General features: G+C 70.4%; 19 protein-coding genes. 14 read left to right on the top strand and 5 right to left on the bottom strand.

All coding sequences use genetic code 11. The annotated features are described in order from the left end of the window. Window positions 1-104: 104 nt before the first annotated feature. The 3 genes from dapA to HB662_RS21135 all read left to right on the top strand — a co-directional run bounded on the left by dapA (window position 105) and on the right by HB662_RS21135 (window position 2,425). On the top strand, window positions 105-983 hold the full coding sequence (dapA, locus tag HB662_RS21145; protein WP_168052473.1) for a 4-hydroxy-tetrahydrodipicolinate synthase: 879 nt from the start codon (window positions 105-107) through the stop codon (window positions 981-983). Next, window positions 983-1,471, top strand: coding sequence for an SsrA-binding protein SmpB (gene smpB / locus HB662_RS21140; RefSeq protein ID WP_168052471.1), 489 nt, complete (start codon window positions 983-985; stop codon window positions 1,469-1,471). The genes dapA and smpB overlap by 1 nt, the downstream gene beginning before the upstream one ends. A 93-nt stretch (window positions 1,472-1,564) precedes the next feature. Continuing rightward, on the top strand, window positions 1,565-2,425 hold the full coding sequence (locus tag HB662_RS21135; protein WP_209443401.1) for an alpha/beta hydrolase family protein: 861 nt from the start codon (window positions 1,565-1,567) through the stop codon (window positions 2,423-2,425). Between the two features lie 12 nt (window positions 2,426-2,437). Here HB662_RS21135 and HB662_RS21130 read toward each other — a convergent pair whose 3' ends face one another. From HB662_RS21130 to HB662_RS21120, 3 genes are all read right to left on the bottom strand, one after another. Further along, window positions 2,438-2,608: a hypothetical protein gene (locus tag HB662_RS21130; protein WP_168052469.1), complete on the bottom strand. Its 171-nt coding sequence runs from the start codon at window positions 2,606-2,608 to the stop codon at window positions 2,438-2,440. A gap of 101 nt (window positions 2,609-2,709) precedes the next feature. After that, a complete protein-coding gene (locus HB662_RS21125) occupies window positions 2,710-3,189 on the bottom strand; it encodes a hypothetical protein (RefSeq protein WP_168052467.1) in 480 nt (159 codons plus the stop codon). A gap of 11 nt (window positions 3,190-3,200) precedes the next feature. After that, complete coding sequence (locus tag HB662_RS21120; RefSeq protein WP_168052464.1) at window positions 3,201-3,698, bottom strand: hypothetical protein; 498 nt, start codon at window positions 3,696-3,698, stop codon at window positions 3,201-3,203. Between the two features lie 147 nt (window positions 3,699-3,845). Between HB662_RS21120 and HB662_RS21115 the strand changes: the two genes are divergently transcribed. Both HB662_RS21115 and HB662_RS21110 read left to right on the top strand, forming a co-directional pair. Then, complete coding sequence (locus tag HB662_RS21115) at window positions 3,846-4,517, top strand: sulfite oxidase-like oxidoreductase (protein ID WP_168052462.1); 672 nt, start codon at window positions 3,846-3,848, stop codon at window positions 4,515-4,517. Next, window positions 4,510-5,055, top strand: coding sequence for a glutathione peroxidase (locus HB662_RS21110; protein ID WP_168052460.1), 546 nt, complete (start codon window positions 4,510-4,512; stop codon window positions 5,053-5,055). Before HB662_RS21115 ends, HB662_RS21110 begins: the two co-directional genes overlap by 8 nt. 245 nt (window positions 5,056-5,300) lie before the next feature. On the opposite strand, the gene HB662_RS21105 is transcribed toward HB662_RS21110, so the two are convergent. Then, window positions 5,301-5,960 (bottom strand): uracil-DNA glycosylase, encoded by a 660-nt coding sequence (locus HB662_RS21105; protein ID WP_171970268.1) that lies wholly within the window; start codon window positions 5,958-5,960, stop codon window positions 5,301-5,303. Between the two features lie 40 nt (window positions 5,961-6,000). On the opposite strand from HB662_RS21105, the gene folK reads away from it, so the two are divergent. From folK to era, 7 genes are all read left to right on the top strand, one after another. Next, on the top strand, window positions 6,001-6,510 hold the full coding sequence (gene folK / locus HB662_RS21100) for a 2-amino-4-hydroxy-6-hydroxymethyldihydropteridine diphosphokinase (protein WP_168052458.1): 510 nt from the start codon (window positions 6,001-6,003) through the stop codon (window positions 6,508-6,510). Window positions 6,511-6,647: 137 nt separating this feature from the next. Next, window positions 6,648-7,043 (top strand): DNA-directed RNA polymerase subunit omega, encoded by a 396-nt coding sequence (gene rpoZ, locus HB662_RS21095; RefSeq protein ID WP_168052456.1) that lies wholly within the window; start codon window positions 6,648-6,650, stop codon window positions 7,041-7,043. 67 nt (window positions 7,044-7,110) lie between these two features. Further along, complete coding sequence (locus tag HB662_RS21090; protein ID WP_209443400.1) at window positions 7,111-9,528, top strand: RelA/SpoT family protein; 2,418 nt, start codon at window positions 7,111-7,113, stop codon at window positions 9,526-9,528. Window positions 9,529-9,606: 78 nt separating this feature from the next. Beyond that, on the top strand, window positions 9,607-10,029 hold the full coding sequence (gene acpS, locus HB662_RS21085; RefSeq protein ID WP_168052454.1) for a holo-ACP synthase: 423 nt from the start codon (window positions 9,607-9,609) through the stop codon (window positions 10,027-10,029). A gap of 106 nt (window positions 10,030-10,135) precedes the next feature. Continuing rightward, a complete protein-coding gene (gene lepB, locus HB662_RS21080; protein ID WP_168052452.1) occupies window positions 10,136-10,888 on the top strand; it encodes a signal peptidase I in 753 nt (250 codons plus the stop codon). 158 nt (window positions 10,889-11,046) lie between these two features. Further along, window positions 11,047-11,718 carry a ribonuclease III gene (gene rnc / locus HB662_RS21075; RefSeq protein WP_168053116.1) on the top strand — a complete coding sequence of 224 codons (672 nt, stop codon included), beginning with the start codon at window positions 11,047-11,049 and terminating at the stop codon, window positions 11,716-11,718. Then, window positions 11,715-12,641, top strand: a complete 927-nt coding sequence (gene era / locus HB662_RS21070; protein ID WP_168052450.1) for a GTPase Era — start codon at window positions 11,715-11,717, stop codon at window positions 12,639-12,641. The genes rnc and era overlap by 4 nt, the downstream gene beginning before the upstream one ends. Here era and HB662_RS21065 read toward each other — a convergent pair whose 3' ends face one another. Next, on the bottom strand, window positions 12,642-13,310 hold the full coding sequence (locus tag HB662_RS21065) for a DUF6498-containing protein (RefSeq protein ID WP_168052447.1): 669 nt from the start codon (window positions 13,308-13,310) through the stop codon (window positions 12,642-12,644). It lies immediately after the preceding gene. 80 nt (window positions 13,311-13,390) lie between these two features. On the opposite strand from HB662_RS21065, the gene recO reads away from it, so the two are divergent. Next, complete coding sequence (recO, locus tag HB662_RS21060) at window positions 13,391-14,122, top strand: DNA repair protein RecO (RefSeq protein WP_168053114.1); 732 nt, start codon at window positions 13,391-13,393, stop codon at window positions 14,120-14,122. 68 nt (window positions 14,123-14,190) lie between these two features. Further along, window positions 14,191-16,230, top strand: a complete 2,040-nt coding sequence (locus HB662_RS21055) for a cache domain-containing protein (protein WP_168052445.1) — start codon at window positions 14,191-14,193, stop codon at window positions 16,228-16,230. The last annotated feature ends 21 nt before the right edge of the window (window positions 16,231-16,251 follow it).

The raw sequence follows: 16,251 nt of genomic DNA, 5'->3' as shown, positions 1-16,251 counted from the left end.
CGAGGCTTTCCCTGCCTTTGTTGGTGGGGCCCTCGCCCTTGTCGCAGCGCGGTCCGACCATTACTCTCTCTCCCCTTCATCAGCTTGGCACGGCAGGAAAAAACATGTTCAGGGGATCGCTCGTGGCGTTGATCACGCCCATGCACGCCGACGGGTCCCTGGACGCCAAGGCCTTTTCCGATTTCGTCGCCTGGCAGATCGCCGAAGGCACGCAGGGCCTGATCCCGGTCGGCACGACCGGCGAGAGCCCGACCCTCAGCCATGCCGAGCACCATGAGGTGGTCGATCTCTGCATCGCCGCCGCCGCCGGTCGCGTACCGGTGATCGCCGGCACCGGTTCCAACAGCACCTCGGAGGCGGTGGACCTCACGCGCCATGCCAAGGCCGCGGGCGCCGATGCCGCGCTGGTGGTGACGCCCTACTACAACAAGCCGACGCAGGAAGGCCTGTACCGCCACTTCATGGCAATCGCGGATGCGGTGGAACTGCCGCTGATCATCTACAACATCCCGCCGCGCAGCGTGGTGGACATGTCGGTGGAGACCATGGCCCGGCTGGCGAAGCACCCGAACATCGTCGGCGTGAAGGACGCGACGGCGAACCTGACCCGCCCGCTGCACACCACCGCCGCCATCGGCGAGGATTTCTGCCAGCTTTCGGGCGAGGATCACACGGCGCTCGCCTTCCTCGCGGCCGGTGGCCATGGCTGCATCAGCGTCACCGCCAATATCGCGCCCCGCCTGTGCCGGGAGATGCATGACGCCTGGGCCGATGGCCGGGTCAAGGACGCCATGGCGATCCAGGCCCGCCTGACCCCGGTGCATGACGCGATGTTCTGCGAGACCTCGCCCGGCCCCGTGAAGCTCGCCGCCAGCCTGCTCGGCCACGGCACCGATCATTGCCGCCTGCCCATGGCCCCCGTGGCGGAGCAGACGCGCGCCCGCGTCCGCGCTGCCATGACAGGGGCCGGATTGTTGAACTGATGGCGGAGCCCAAGAAGAAAAGCGCGCTGATCAGCCACGGCGTCGCCGCGCAGAACCGCAAGGCGCGCTACGACTACAAGATCGGCGAGGAGATCGAGGCCGGCGTGATGCTGGTCGGGCCGGAGGTGAAGTCGCTGCGCGCCGGTCGCGCCACGCTGACCGAGGCCTGGGCCGGCGAGCGGGACGGGGAGATGTGGCTGTTCAACTGCTACATTCCCGAATGGCAGGCCGGCAGCCATGTCGCGACCTTCGAGCCGCGCCGCCCGCGCAAGCTGCTGCTGCACCGTAAGCAGGTGAAGGAACTGTCCGCCAGCATCGCCCGCGACGGCATCTCCCTCGTGCCGCTGGCCATCCAGTTCAATGAGCGCGGCGTGGCGAAGATCCTGCTCGGCGTGGGTGAGGGCAAGAAGAAGCACGACAAGCGCGCGGCGATCGCCGAACGCGACTGGTCGCGCGACAAGGCCCGGCTGATGCGCGACCGCGGATAGCCCTTCAGCCCGCACCCCGCCTTGCCGGGGGCGGGTACTCGACACGGCTTCGCAAGGACTGCCAGGCTCCTGCCATCCTGCGGAGCAAGCCCGATGCGCGGTGTCATCCTGGTTGTCCTCGCCCTGCTGGCCGCAGGCTGCGCCGCGGAAGCGCCTGCCGCCGACCCAACCCTGCTCCGCATCGCCATCCCCGGGACGGGCCGCGACATTCCGGCCCGGCTCTGCCGGCCGGAGGCGCCGGGCCCGGTGCCGCTGGCCGTCATCAACCACGGATCCCCCGCCAATGCCGCCGGCCGCGCCAGAATGGCGCCGCAACCCTGCACGGCGGAGGCGGTGCGCTGGTTCCTGGCGCGCGGCTTCGCGGTGCTGCTGCCGCTGCGCCGCGGCTATGGCCCCGATGGCGGCGACGGCGGCGGCTGGGCGGAAGGCTATGGCGGCTGCGCCAGCCCGGACTACGTCGCCGGCGGCCGGCAGACGGCACGGGACATCGCCGCCGCCGTGGCGCTGGGCCGCAGCCTGCCGGGCATCCGGCCGGAGGGGGTGCTGGTGGTCGGCCAATCCGCCGGCGGCTGGGGCGGGCTGGCGCTTGCGGCGGATCCGCCGGAAGGCGTGGTTGCGGTGGTGAACATGGCGGGCGGTCGGGGCGGCTGGGCCGGCGGGCAGCCGAACCGGGTCTGCGCCCCGGACCGGCTGGCGGCCGATGCCGGGCGATTCGGCCGGACGGCGCGGCTGCCGACGCTGTGGATCTACACCGCCAACGATACCTTCTTCGGCCCGGACCTGGCCCAGGCGATGCACCAGGCCTTCACCGCCGCGGGTGGAAGCGCCCAATTCGCGGCGCTGCCCGCTTTCGGTGCCGATGGCCACAGCCTGTTCTTCGGCCGCGGCGGCAGCGCGGTCTGGGGTCCGGTGGTCGAGCCCTTCCTGGCAGAACGCGGTTATCGCCCGCGCTAGCCAAGGGAGGCCTCAGCGGGCCTGCATCTGGGCCCGGATCTGCGCCATCAGCTGATTCAGGCGATCCTTGTACTGCTGCATCATCTCGGAGGCCGCCGAGGCCTGTCCCAGCATCTGCTGCAGCGCCACCTGGTCCAGCTCCTCCGCCGCCAGGGGCCGGCATTTGCGCGGCTGCTCCGTCATGCCCGCCTGTTGCCTTGCGGTAAGGATTATCGGTTTGCGCTAAAGCCTTTCGGCGGCGGCGGAAACCCCGGCGCGGCTGACGAAAACGGTAGCGCGCCCGGTCATTGCAGGCTGCCCCAGCGCTCCGTCGCCGGTTCGGCCGCGGCCCATTTCCAGCCTTCGGCCTGGCGGCAGGCGGTGGTGAGGAACCACTGGCTCTCGCCCTCGACCGCGAAGGCGGCTTCGCGGCATTCGGCCAGCGGATTGTCGATCACCCGCACCAGCCGCACCTGGCCGTTGCGGTTGCCGATGGGAATGGTGTGGCGCACCTGCCAGGAGCCATCCTCACCGGGATCAAGCGTGCCGATGACGCCGGCCAGCGCATCCTGTTCCGCCCGTTGCCGGCGCCGCATCACCACCTGCATGCCCGCCGTGACGCCGGCGCGCACGCTGACGCCGACGGCATAGCCCACCGCGGGATTGCTGCTGGCCAGCGCCGCGCCGCCACCCGCCACAGCGCCGGACAGATCGGCCACCTGGCCGCAGCCCGCCAGCAGCGTGGCGAGGCCGGCAAGCGCGGCTTGCCGCAATCCCGGTCGCAATGCCGCACGCCTCACTGCAGGCTGCCCCAGCGCTCCGTCGCCGGTTCGGCGGAGGCCCAGCGCCAGATCGTGCCGTCGCGGCAGACGGTCGCGGTGTAGAAGCGGCGGGATTCCGGCTCGACCACGGAGAACACGATCTCCTTGCAATCCAGCGTCCCGGCGCTGATCTGCCGCGTCACCGCAACCTCCCCGGCCTCGTCCGGCTGCAGCGGGATGGTGTGGTCCACGGCCCAGTTCGCCACCTCGCCCACCTCCAACGGCCCGGCGGCCGCGGCCAGGCGAAGCTGGGCGCTGCGATGGGTGCGGCGCTGGGCGTATTGCAGCCCGGCCCGTGCCCCGGCCTGCACGCCGATGCCGATGCCCGTGGTAGCCGCGGCACTGGCGCCAACCGCCTCCGCCAGGCTGGCGCTGCCGATGCCGGCGGCGGCGCCGGTGCCCTCGGACAGAAGTGCGCCGCAGCCAGGCAAGGCGGCGGCGCAGGCGAGAAGAAGCGCGCGGAAGCAGGTCATGCCGTCCCGGATGGCGGATGCGTGGGGATGCCGCAACCATGGGTCGCATCGCGGATCGTTCGGAAATGGCTCCGGAAACATGCCTAATACCGATGCCCCCTTGCAACCTGACGTTACATCGGCACGTATCCTGCTCAGGAGATCACGATGCCTGAAGACGATGACATCCCGCTGACCGGCAGGGTGCGCGACAAGCTGGTGGAGGCGAAGCAGGACTGGGCGCGGGAGGGGCGGCTGCTGACCGGCACCACCTCCACGCCGGAGGCCGACCGCCTGCCACCGGGCCAGCGCCTGGTGACGGACTTCCCGGTGCTGGACCTTGGCGTGCAGCCGGATGTCAGCCCGCTCAAGTACCGGCTGCGGATCGAGGGCCTGGTCGCGGCGCCGCTGCGCCTGACGCTGGAGGAATTCCGCGCCCTGCCGCAGGAAAGCCGGACCAACGACATCCACTGCGTCACCCAATGGTCGCGCTACGACAATCGCTGGGACGGCGTTCCGGTGCCGGACCTGCTGGCGCTGGCGCGGCCGAAGGATGAGGCGCGCTTCGTCGCGCTGACCAGCTATGATGGCTACACCACGAACCTCGCCATCGAGGATTTCGCCCGGCCGGAGAACCTGTTCGCCCATTCCTGGGCCGGCGCGCCGCTGGAGCGGCAGCATGGCGGCCCGGTGCGGCTGGTGGTGCCGCATCTGTATTTCTGGAAAAGCCCGAAATGGATCACCCGGGTCGAGCTCCTGCGTGAGGACCGGCCCGGCTTCTGGGAGGTGCGCGGCTATCACAACCGCGGCGATCCCTGGATGGAAGAACGCTATGACTGACCGGTCTCGCCGCATGCTGGTGGCAGCACCCCTGCTGATGGCCGCGGCGCCCGGCCAGACCGCCTTCGACTTCCGGCTGGAAGCGCTGGAGGGTGGACCGCTCGCACTGGCCGATTTCCGCGGGCGGGCGCTGCTGGTGGTGAACACCGCCAGCTTCTGCGGCTTCACCCCGCAATACGAGGGTCTGCAGGCGCTGCATGACCGCTTCGCCGCACGCGGCTTCAGCGTCATCGGCGTGCCATCCAACGACTTCCGGCAGGAAAGCGCCGACGCGGCGAAGATCCGGGAGTTTTGCGAGACGGTCTACGGCATCACCTTCCCGATGGCCGGGCTGACCACGGTGCGCGGGCCGCATGCGCATCCGCTGTTCACCTGGCTGGCGGCGCGGGCGGGTGGTCCGCCGCGCTGGAATTTCCACAAGTACCTGGTGGCGCGCGACGGGCTGGCGGTGCGAGCCTTCAGCACCTCCACCGGGCCGGCGCATCCGGAGCTTGTGCAGGCGGTCGAGGCCGCTCTGGGCACCGCCGCCGCGGGCTGAACCGCAGCGCCGGGGTGTAACGTCGAGTCTGCAACTCTGCTGCTGCTGCCTCGTTGTCCCGTTGTCGTGAACCGAGGGACACCCCATGAACAGCATCGTCTACATCGTTGGCGCCGTGGTCATCGTCATTGCCATCCTGAGCTTCCTCGGGCTGCGCTGAGCGGGCAGGGGGCGCGGATCGCCGCGTCCCCCTCTCACCGGCTTGCCGGCGCCGGGCTGGATGGCGCGTTCCGCCGCGTGGTCGATCAGGCCAGCAGCGGCAGTATTTCCCGCACCGCCGCCTCGAACATCTCCGTCGTCAGGCGGCCGGTATTCGTGTTGTAGCGGCTGACATGATAACTATCCGCAAGGATCACGCCGTCCGGCAGCGCATGCTGCGCGCCATGGGCGAATTTGTAGCGCGCGGCCGGGATTCGGTGGCTTTTCAGCAGGGCGTTGTGCGCGACGAGGCCCAGCGCCAGCACCACACGTAGCTTCGGCATCGCCAGGCGCTCGGCCAGGACGAAGCGGTTGCAGGTGGTGATCTCCGCCGGCGTCGGCAGGTTCTCGGGCGGCACGCATCGCACCGCATTGGCGATCCGCACCCCCTGCAGCTGCATGCCGTCCTTGGGATCCTCGCGATACTCGCCGGTGGCCAGCCCGTATTTCAGCAGCGTCGCATAGAGCAGCTTGCCGGCATGGTCGCCGGTGAAGGGGCGACCGGTACGGTTGGCCCCCCGGACGCCCGGCGCCAGTCCGAGCACCAGCAGCCGGCCATCGGCCGGCCCCCAGCACGGCACGGGGCCGTTGTGCCAGTCGGGCCATTTGGCGCGGTTCTCCAGCCGGTAGGCGACCAGGCGTGGGCAGAGCGGGCAGTCATGGCCGGGCGTCTCGGCGGGAAGCGGGGGCGCCGGGGAAAGGGGCAAGGCGTGGTCTTTCGCGGCTGCGGCTTGTAGAGCGCCGAAGATGATCCTGATCGCCCTTGGCGCCAACCTGCCCGGACCGGACGGGCGCAGCGCGCTGGAAACCTGCCGCGCCGCCGCCGCCCTGCTGGATTCGCTGCCCGGGCTGCGCCTGCGGGCGCTGTCCCGCTGGTACGCCACCGCGCCGGTCCCGCCCACCCCCGGCACGCCGGACTACGTCAATGGCGTGGCCCGCCTCGCCCCGCCGCCAGGTGTTGCGGCGCCGGACGCGGCGACGCTGCTGGCGGCGCTGCAGCGGATCGAGGATCGTTTCGGCCGGGTTCGCCCCTATCCCAATGCGCCGCGCACGCTGGACCTCGACCTGATCGACCTCGATTCGATGCTGCGCGAGGCGCCCGACCCGATCCTGCCGCATCCCCGCGCCCATCTGCGCGCCTTCGTCCTGGCGCCGCTGGCCGATGTGGCGCCGGGCTGGGTGCATCCGCGCCTGGGCGAGACGGTGGCCACGCTGCTGGCGCGCGCGGACCGGGCAGGGGTGCGGGTGCTGGGCTGATCGCAGCCTGCCTTGCAACCGGCGCGCCGGCTGGCTACATGGAGCGTTCACCATAGGGTGGGGAGGGGAGTCCCGCGCGCAGTCGCTGCGCATCGGGTGGCCCGGACTATTCCCCCCGCATCGGGATTGGAGCCGCCATGGCGCGCGTAACTGTCGAGGACTGCATCCTCCGCGTCCCCAACCGCTTCGAACTGGTCCTGCACGCGGCGCAGCGCGCCCGCAATGTCAGCCGGGGCGAGGAACTGACGGTCGAACGGGACAACGACAAGAACCCGGTCGTCGCCCTGCGCGAGATCGCCGAGGGCACCGTCGACCTCGACCTGCTGCAGGCCGATCTGGTCAAGTCGCTGCAGCGCGCACCGGAGCCGGAGCCGGCGGAGGAGGAGGTCCTCGACCTCATCGCCACCGACGAGAACATCTTCGGCGTGATGGACGTGAACGAGGAAGCCATCGGCGAGGGTGCCGGCCTGGAAGACCTCTCGCCCGACGACATCGAGGCGGCGATCGCCGCCGAGCTGGGCGGGAAGCGCTGACGCAAGGGCGAAAGCGCGGGGGCGCAGCCGCCTCCGCGCACCCGCCAACGGCCCCGAGGGGCCGCAAATGAACACGCCCGCCGATTCCCCCGCGGGCCTGGCGCCGCAGGCGCCGGTGACAGCCTCGTCGCCGCAGGCGCCGGTGACAGCCTCGTCGCCGCAGGCGCCGGTGACAGCCACATCGCCTCAGGCGCCGGGGGCAAGCGCGCCGCCGCGGACAGCCTCGGCCCCGCAGGCACCCGGCATCACGCTGGACCCGCCGCCACCCGCCCCGGCGCTGGCGCCCGCCGGTACGCCGCCCGCGGGCGAGACCATCGGGCAGGAGCTGGCCCGCCTCGTCGCCGCGTATTCGCCGCGTGCCGACACCTCCCTCATCGAACGCGCCTGGATCACCGCCTGCGCCGCGCATGAGGGCCAGAAGCGCGACAATGGCGATCCCTACATCATCCACCCCGTCGCCGTGGCCCGCACCCTGGTGCAGTACCGGCTGGACGCCGCCTCCATCGCCACCGCGCTGCTGCATGACGTGGCGGAGGACACGAAGGTCGGGCTGGCTGAGCTGGAGAAGCGCTTCGGCAAGGAAGTCGCGCGCCTGGTGGATGGCGTCACCAAGCTGACGCGGCTGGAGCTGCAATCCGAGCGCACCAAGCAGGCCGAGAATTTTCGTAAATTGGTCCTCGCCATGAGCGAGGACATCCGGGTGCTGCTGGTGAAGCTGGCGGACCGGCTGCACAACATGCAGACGCTGCATTTCGTCCCGCAGGAAGCCCGCCGCCGCAAGACGGCGCGGGAGACGATGGAGATCTTCGCCCCGCTGGCGGAGCGCATCGGCATGGATGCGCTGAAGACGGAAATGGAGACGCTGGCCTTCCGGGAGCTGGAGCCGGATGCCAGCCAGTCCATCGTCGCCCGCCGCGGCTTCCTCTACGGCCAGGGCGCCGACCTGATCGCGGAAATCCGGGAGGATCTGAAGCGGGTGCTGGAGGAAGCCGGCATCAACCTGCTGGAGCTGACGGGGCGGGAAAAGTCGCCCTATTCGATCTGGCTGAAGATGCACGGCAAGAGCATCGAGTTCGAGCAGCTGTCCGACATCATGGCGTTCCGCGTCATCGTGCCGGACCAGGCGGCCTGCTACCAGGCGCTCGGCGTGCTGCACTCGGCCTATCGGGTCGTACCGGGGCGGTTCAAGGACTACATCTCCACCCCCAAGACCAATGGCTACCAGTCCATCCATACCGGGCTGACGGTGCCGGAACGGCGCAACGCCAAGATCGAGGTGCAGATCCGTACGCGGGAGATGCATGAGGTCGCCGAATACGGCGTCGCCGCGCATTGGATCTACAAGCAGGGCGGTGAGGCCGCGCGCGACCAGCAGAAATTCCCCTGGGTGAAGGCGCTGCTGGAAATCCTGGAGCAGGCCAGCGAGCCGCAGGAATTCCTGGACGCCACGCGGCTGGAACTGCACCGCGACGAGGTCTTTTGCTTCACGCCCAAGGGCGAGCTGATCGCGCTTCCGCGCGGATCCACCTGCGTCGATTTCGCCTATCAGGTGCACAGCCAGGTCGGCGATCAATGCGTCGGCGCCAAGATCAACGGCCAGATCAAGCCGCTGCGCACCCCGCTGGAAAACGGCGACCAGGTGGAGATCATCACCGCCCGCGGCGGCACGCCAAACCCGCAATGGGCGCGCTTCGTCGTCACCGGCAAGGCGCGCGCCCGCATCCGCCGCTTCGTCCATGCCGAACAGCGCCAGCAGCAGCAGCAGGAAGGCCGGGCGGCCATCGCCAAGGTGTTCCGGGCGGAAGGCGTGGAATTCTCCGAGAAGCAGATGGAGCCGGCGCTGAAGGCGCTGAAGCAGTCGAGCTTCGAGGAGCTGTGCCTGGTGGTCGCCGCCGGCGGCGCTTCGCCCAAGGATGTGCTGCACGCCGTCTACCCGGAACTGCGCGGCCCGCCGCGCGCGGCCGATTCGCTGCCCATCGCCCGGTCCCGCCCGCGCGCCGTGCCGCTGGCCAAGGGCGGCTTCAAGCGCGACGTCACCATGGGCATCACAGGCCTGGTGGCGGGGATGGAGGTGCATTTCGCCGGCTGCTGCCACCCGCTGCCGGGCGACCGCATCCTCGGCATCGTCACCACCGGCAAGGGCGTAACCGTCCACAAGACGGATTGCCACAACCTGTCCGGCTTCGGCGACAGCCCGGAGCGCTTCATCGATATCGACTGGGATTACGGCGGCGGCGTCGGCGTGGCGCATACGGGGCGGATCGACGTGGTCACCGGCAACGACCGCGGCGCGCTGTCGGCCGTGACGGATGCGATCGCGCGCCAGGATGGCGCCATCGAGAATATGCGGATCGTCCATCGCGGCCCGGATTTCCAGGAGATCGCGGTGGATGTGGAGGTGCAGGATCTGCGCCACCTCTCCAACATCATCGCCGCGCTGCGGGCGCTGCAGGGCGTCGCGCAGGTCGAGCGATCGAAGGGTTGACCGCCTCCGATGACCGCAGGGCGCAGGCGCCGCGCCAGCGGCGGCGAGCACCGGAGGTCTGAATCGGATGCGGAACACATGATCATCGGTTTGGGCAGCGACATCATCGACATCCGCCGGATCGAGCGGGTGATGGCGAAGTATGGCGACCGTTTCCTGGCGCGAATCTACACCCCGGCGGAGCGTGCCAAGGCGGAGAGGCGGACGGAGAAGATCCGCGCCGCCACCTATGCCAAGCGCTACGCGGCGAAGGAGGCAGCCTCCAAGGCGCTCGGCACCGGCTTCCGGGCCGGCGTGTTCTGGCGTGACCTGGGCGTGGTCAACCTGTCCTCCGGCCAGCCGACCCTGCGGATGACGGGCGGCGCGGCGGCGCGGCTTGCGGCGATCACGCCGGCCGGCCATGCCGCCCATGTGGCGCTGACCATGACGGATGAGTTCCCCTATGCGCAGGCGATGGTCATCATCACCGCCGTCCCACTGCCGCGCATGATGCCCGCGTAATGGCACGTTCCTTGACAGGTCACGCCGCCTCGCGCTCTATCCCGCCTCGTAGAGACGCGTCCGGCATTTGGGGCGTCCGTTGAGGATGCCCGCGCAAATTCCTTCCATGGCCAAACACAAGTCGGGCGGTTGGCTCGAATCCATCAAGACGGTGGTCTATGCCGGGCTGATTGCCATCGGCATCCGCACCGTCGCGTTCGAACCCTTCAACATCCCGTCCGGCAGCATGATCCCCACGCTTCTGGTGGGGGATTACCTGTTCGTCTCGAAATATTCCTACGGCTATTCGCGGCATTCCATGCCGTTCAGCCCGAACCTGTTCGACGGCCGCATTCTCGGCAGCCTGCCGGAACGCGGCGACGTGGCGGTGTTCAAGCTGCCGCGGGACAATGCGACGGACTACATCAAGCGCATCATCGGCCTGCCCGGGGACCGCATCCAGGTCCGTTCCGGCGTGCTGTACGTGAACGGCCAGGCGGTGCGGCGCGAGCTGATCGGCCCCTATACGGTCGAGGGCGACGGCCCCCGCCTCGTGGTGCGCGAGTACCGGGAATTCCTGCCACCGCAGCCGGGCGTCGCGGCGCATGTCCACAACATCCTTGAGATGTCGGACGACCAGCCCTTCGACAATACCTCGGAATATGTCGTGCCGGCCGGGCATGTCTTCGCCATGGGTGACAACCGCGACAACAGCCTGGACAGCCGGGCCCAGAATGCGGTGGGGTTCATCCCGGTGGAAAACCTGGTGGGCCGCGCGGAATTCATCTTCTTCTCCGTCGACGGTTCCGCCCGCTGGTGGGAGGTGTGGGCCTGGCCGATGGCAATCCGCTGGAGCCGTCTGCTCAGCGCGGTACGGTGACCCCATCCGAGAACGGTGGTGCCGAGGGCACGGCCGAGACGACGCGCGACCGCAAGGCGGACGTGCTGCGCCTGGAGCGCAGCCAGCGGCGCCGGGTGAAGGTGCAGGCGAAGCGCGCCGAGGTGGCGGAGTCGACCCGCAGCGCGCATGATGCCGCCCTGGCCAGCTTCGCCGCCACCCTGCCGCACCGTTTCGCCCGCCCCGGATTGCTGGTGGAGGCGCTGACCCACCGGTCCTCCGCCGACCCCAACCGGCAGCAGCTCGACAGCAACGAGCGGCTGGAATTCCTCGGCGACCGGGTGCTGGCGCTGATCATGGCCGAGTGGCTGGCGGAGCGCTTCCCGCAGGAGCGGGAGGGCGCGCTGGGCAAGCGGCTGGGTGCGCTCGTCTCGGCGGAGACGCTGGGGCGGGTGGCGGAGGGCATGGGCCTCGGCGCGGCGCTGCGGGTGCCGCCGGGCGAACAGCGTGCCGGCGTGATGGCCCGGCAATCCGTGGTGGCGGATGCGCTGGAGGCACTGCTGGGCGCGTTGTATGTCGATGGCGGGCTGGACGCGGCCCGGGCGTTGATCCGGCGGGAGTGGGAATCGCTGCTGGAGGTTTCCTCCCGGCCGCCTTCCTCGCCGAAGAGCCGGCTGCAGGAATGGACCCTCGGGCGGGCCCTTGGGCTGCCGGAATATGTGCTGGTCTCCACCAGCGGCCCGCCGCATGCGCCGGTCTTCCGGGTGCGCGCCGTGGCGGCGGGGCGGGAGGCCGAGGCGGTGGGCGACAACAAGCGGGCGGCGGAACAGGCGGCGGCGGAACAACTTTTGCAGGTATTGGGCGCGGTATGAGTGAGACGGAAACCCCCATCGAGGCTGAAGGCCCGCGCCGTTGCGGGCTGGTGGCGATCGTGGGCGCGCCGAATGCCGGCAAATCCACGCTGGTGAATGCGCTGACCGGGACCAAGGTCTCGATCGTCTCACCGAAGCCGCAGACCACGCGCTTCCGCATCCGCGCCGTCGTCATGCAGGGCCTGGCGCAGATCATCCTGGTGGACACGCCGGGCATCTTCGCCCCGCGCCGGCGGCTAGACCGCGCCATGGTCGCGGCCGCCTGGGGTGGCGCGCAGGATGCGGACCTGGCCGTGCTGATCGTCGATGCCCGCGCCGGGCTGACGGATGAGGTGCGCCAGATCACCGAGAAGCTGAAGAAGGGCGGCCGGCGCGCCATGCTGCTGCTCAACAAGGCCGATCTGGTGGACCCGACCCGGCTGCTGCCGCTGTCGCGCGACCTGAACGAGATCCTGCCATTTGCCGAGACCTTCATGGTCTCCGCACTGAAGGGTCGCGGCCTCGACAAGGTGCTCGCCGTCCTGGCGCAGAACCTGCCGGAAGGCCCCTGGCTGTTTCCGGAGGATGACCTCTCCGACCTGCCGCAGCGCATGCTGGCCGCCGAGATCGTGCGTGAGCAGGTGCTGCGCCAGACGCATGAGGAAGTGCCGCACCACGCGACGGTGGAGACGGAAAGCTGGGCGGAGCGCAAGGATGGCAGCGCCCGGATCGACGTGACCATCTACGTCACCCGGTCCACCCAGAAGGCGATCCTGATCGGCGATGGCGGCGCCAAGATAAAATCCATTGGCCAGACCGCGCGGCGGGAGCTGGAGGCGCTGCTGGAACGGCGCATCCATCTGTTCGTCAACGTCAAGGAACGCGCCGGCTGGGACGAGGAGCGCGGGCGGATCCGTGCGCTGGGGCTGGACGACGCCGGCTGATCAGGCGGCGGCCTGCGCCGCCTTGTGCTCCGCCCGGTGTGCGCGCAGGTCCAGCACCAGCTTCAGCAGCACCAGCAGCCCCAGGGCGAAGGCCGGTTCGCCCATCGCCATGGTCACGGCGCCGCCGATGATGATGACCAGGTGCAGCACGATGATGCGCGGATAGGGTTGCTTCATCAGGCCGATGCCATCCGCCTGGCGCCACTCGCCCTGGCCCAGGAAATTCACCACCAGCGAGAACAGGTGGCTGGCCAGCAGTGCCGCCAGGGCCCAGCGCAGGCCGTCCGGTGCCAGCAGATAGGCCAGGGCGCCTTCCAGCCCCCCGTCGCCCGGTCCCAGAATCTCGACCACGAAGATGCCGTGCACGAAGGTGAAAATCCCGTAATGCAGGGTGAAGAAGCCCATCAGCAGCACCAGCGACCAGAGGCGCTTCAGCGCCATCAGGCTCGCCATGCGCAGCAGCACCATTAGGCCGATGACGATATTCTCGGCCCAGAACAGCAGCACGATCTCATAGACCGACCAGAAGCCGAGCAGCACGGCGCCCAGCGGCACCAGGTTGGCCAGCACCAGCACGGCGGAGGACGCCATCAGTGGCTGCGCCAGCGCCCCGATCAGCGCGGCCGCGCCGGCCGGGTTGGCCCGCGCGGCGTGGTGGGGCTTCCTCATGCCGTCTCCCGAGCTTGCGCGCATCCCGGCGGAAGCGCCTTTCCAGTCTCATCCCAAGCGCCCACCTTAGCGGCGTGAGCATCGAATGGACCGCCCCGGCAATCATCCTCGACATCCGCCCGCATGGCGAGGGTGGCGTCATCGCGACGCTGCTGACGGAGGAGCACGGCCGCCATGCCGGCCTCGCCAAGGGCGGCGCCTCCCGCGGCCAGGCCGCGCTGTGGCAGCCGGGCAATCTGGTTGAGGCACGCTGGGTGGCGCGCCTGCCGGAACAGCTCGGCGCGCTGAGCGCGGAGCTGGTGCATCCGGCGGCGGCGCTGGCGATGGAAGACCCGCTGGCGCTGGCCGCCCTGCGGTCGGCCTGTGCTGTCGCCGAAACCGCGCTGCCGGAGCGGGAGGCGCATCCGCGCATCTTCCACGGCTTGGTCGCCTTCATCGCCGCCCTGGCGCGGGGCACCGAACTGGCCCTGCCGGACCTGGTGCGGTGGGAGGCGGATCTGCTGGCGGATCTCGGCTACGGGCTGGATTTCTCCGCCTGCGCCGTCACCGGCAGCCGGGATGACCTGGCCTTCGTCTCGCCCCGTTCCGCCCGCGCGGTCTCCGCCTCCGCGGCCGGGGAATGGCGCGACCGGCTGCTGCCCTTGCCGGCCTTCCTGCTCGGCCAGGGGCCGTCCGGGCCGCTGGATTGGGCGGCGGGTCTGCGGCTGACCGGGCATTTCCTGGCCCGCGACGTGTACGGGGTGCAGCATAGGGGGCTGCCTGCGGCGCGGCTGATGCTGGCCGATGTTCTGGCGGGCATGCAGACCCGCTGAGCTGGGCGTTCAGGGTCCGGCAAGAAACGCGGGACATTGTATGAAGTCAGCGAACCCAAGGGACTTCCATGCTCCACCACCTCTCCGGGTTGCGCATCGCCCTGCGCATCCACCTGACCACGCTGGTGGCCCTGCTCGGCCTGCTGGCCGTGGGTGGCCTGCGGATCGTCGAGACCAACACGGTGCTGGAGGCGGACCGGGTGGCGCTGATCCAGAGCGTCGTCGAATCCGCCAGCGGCATCGTCGCGAACTATGCGGCGGAGGAGCGGGCCGGGCGGCTGTCGCGGGAGGCGGCCCAGGGCCAGGCGCTGCAGGCGCTTCGCGGCCTGCGCTATCGCGGCGAGGAATATGTCTGGGTCAACGACATGACGCCGCGCCTTGTCATGCATCCCTTCCGCCCGGACCTGGAGGGCAAGGAGGTGGGCACGCTGCGCGACCCGAACGGCCTGCCGATCTTCCAGGCCTTCGTCGAGACGGTGCGCCGGCAGGGCGCTGGCGTCGTCCCCTATCTGTGGCCGCGCCCGGGTGCCGGCCAGGTCCAGGCGGAGCCGGTGGAGAAGCTGTCCTTCGTGCAGGGATTCGCGCCCTGGGGCTGGGTCATCGGCTCCGGCCTGTACATCGACGATCTCCGCTCGGCGCAGCGCGCCGAGGTGCTGGTGGTGGCCGGGGAAACCCTGGTGGCCGCGCTGGCGGTGGCCCTGCTGGCCGTCCTGGTGGCACGCAGCATCGTCGGGCCGCTGGCACGGGTGACGCAGGCCACGGAGGCGATTGCCGCCGGTGAATTGGAAACGCCCGTCCCCGGCATCGCGCGTCGCGACGAAGTGGGCGTCCTGGCACGCGGGCTGGAGCGGTTCCGCGCGGAGGGGCTGGAGAAGCGGCGACTGGAAGCGGCGGCAGCGGAAACCCAGGCGGCCGAGGTCCGGCGGCAGGCGGCGATGCACCGGCATACGGAGGAGTTCGGCGTCTCCATCAGCGGCGTCATGGCGACGCTGGGCAGTTCCGCCGATGCGATGCGCGCCGCCGCCGACGACATGGCCCAGGCGATGGCCCGCACCCGCGAAAGCGCGGACACCACCGCGAGCGGCGCGGCGGAAAGCGTGGGCAACCTGTCCTCGGTGGCCGCGGCGACGGAGGAGATGACCCACACCGTGGGCGAGATTGCCAGTCAGGTGGCACGCGCCGCCGCCATGGCCGGGGAAGCCAACGGCCGCGCCCGCGCCACGGACGCCACGGTGCGCAGCCTGACCCAGGCGGCGGGCGAGATCGGCGATGTAGTGCGGCTCATCAACGGAATCGCACAGCAGACCAACCTGCTGGCGCTGAACGCCACCATCGAGGCGGCGCGCGCCGGGGAGGCAGGGAAGGGCTTCGCGGTTGTGGCAGGCGAGGTGAAGCAGCTCGCCGCGCAGACCGCACAGGCGACGGAGCAGATCGGGGCGCAGATCGCCGGCATGCAGGCCGCGACCGGCGAGGCCGTCGGCGCCGTCGGTGCGGTGGGCGAGGCGATCGCGCGAGTCAGCGAGGTGACGACGGCGATCGCGGCCGCGGTGGAGCAGCAGGGCGCCACGACGCGTGAGATCGCAATTAATGTCCACACCGTGGCGCAGCAGACCGAGGCCGCCGGCCGGGCGATGCGGGGCGTCAGCACGACCGTGCAGGGCGTCGACGGCACCGCGCGCAAGGTTCTGGTCGCGGCCACGGAGGTCTCGCGCGTCGCGAGCGACCTGCGGGCGGAGGTGGACGGCTTCCTGTCCGCGCTGAACGACGAGAAGGGGGATCGCCGGCAGTATGAGCGCCGTTCCGGCAACAGCCTGCGCGTCCTGCTGCGCCTGCCTGGGCGGCCGGAGGTGCAGGCGGAATTGCGGGACCTGTCGCGTGGCGGCGCCGCGCTGGCCTGTGGGCTGGACCTGCCGGCGGGCGCGCCGCTGGAGGTGGTGCTGCCGGAACCGGGCTCCGCCGGGCCTCGCGATGCGGGGCCTGGCCTGGCGGCACGTGTGGTGCGCGCCGCCGATGGCATGCTGGCGGTGACCTTCCGCCAGGACGATGCCGCCCGGCGCCGGATCGACGCGGTGCTGGCGGCCCTGGCCTCCGCCCGCCACGCCGCATGAAGCCCCTCAACAGGCGCCGCC

It is taken from the genome of Falsiroseomonas frigidaquae (genome assembly GCF_012163145.1).
Classification (GTDB): domain Bacteria; phylum Pseudomonadota; class Alphaproteobacteria; order Acetobacterales; family Acetobacteraceae; genus Falsiroseomonas; species Falsiroseomonas frigidaquae.
This window is presented reverse-complemented; position numbering and strand designations above follow the sequence as displayed.

Bases quoted from the DNA above. Each gene is read 5' to 3' on its own strand.
- dapA (WP_168052473.1), top strand. From the start codon at position 105: ATGTTCAGGGGATCGCTCGTGGCGTTGATCACGCCCATGCACGCCGAC.
- smpB (WP_168052471.1), top strand. From the start codon at position 983: ATGGCGGAGCCCAAGAAGAAAAGCGCGCTGATCAGCCACGGCGTCGCC.
- HB662_RS21135 (WP_209443401.1), top strand. From the start codon at position 1,565: ATGCGCGGTGTCATCCTGGTTGTCCTCGCCCTGCTGGCCGCAGGCTGC.
- HB662_RS21130 (WP_168052469.1), bottom strand. From the start codon at position 2,608: ATGACGGAGCAGCCGCGCAAATGCCGGCCCCTGGCGGCGGAGGAGCTG.
- HB662_RS21120 (WP_168052464.1), bottom strand. From the start codon at position 3,698: ATGACCTGCTTCCGCGCGCTTCTTCTCGCCTGCGCCGCCGCCTTGCCT.
- HB662_RS21115 (WP_168052462.1), top strand. From the start codon at position 3,846: ATGCCTGAAGACGATGACATCCCGCTGACCGGCAGGGTGCGCGACAAG.
- HB662_RS21110 (WP_168052460.1), top strand. From the start codon at position 4,510: ATGACTGACCGGTCTCGCCGCATGCTGGTGGCAGCACCCCTGCTGATG.
- folK (WP_168052458.1), top strand. From the start codon at position 6,001: ATGATCCTGATCGCCCTTGGCGCCAACCTGCCCGGACCGGACGGGCGC.
- rpoZ (WP_168052456.1), top strand. From the start codon at position 6,648: ATGGCGCGCGTAACTGTCGAGGACTGCATCCTCCGCGTCCCCAACCGC.
- HB662_RS21090 (WP_209443400.1), top strand. From the start codon at position 7,111: ATGAACACGCCCGCCGATTCCCCCGCGGGCCTGGCGCCGCAGGCGCCG.
- acpS (WP_168052454.1), top strand. From the start codon at position 9,607: ATGATCATCGGTTTGGGCAGCGACATCATCGACATCCGCCGGATCGAG.
- lepB (WP_168052452.1), top strand. From the start codon at position 10,136: ATGGCCAAACACAAGTCGGGCGGTTGGCTCGAATCCATCAAGACGGTG.
- era (WP_168052450.1), top strand. From the start codon at position 11,715: ATGAGTGAGACGGAAACCCCCATCGAGGCTGAAGGCCCGCGCCGTTGC.
- HB662_RS21065 (WP_168052447.1), bottom strand. From the start codon at position 13,310: ATGAGGAAGCCCCACCACGCCGCGCGGGCCAACCCGGCCGGCGCGGCC.
- HB662_RS21055 (WP_168052445.1), top strand. From the start codon at position 14,191: ATGCTCCACCACCTCTCCGGGTTGCGCATCGCCCTGCGCATCCACCTG.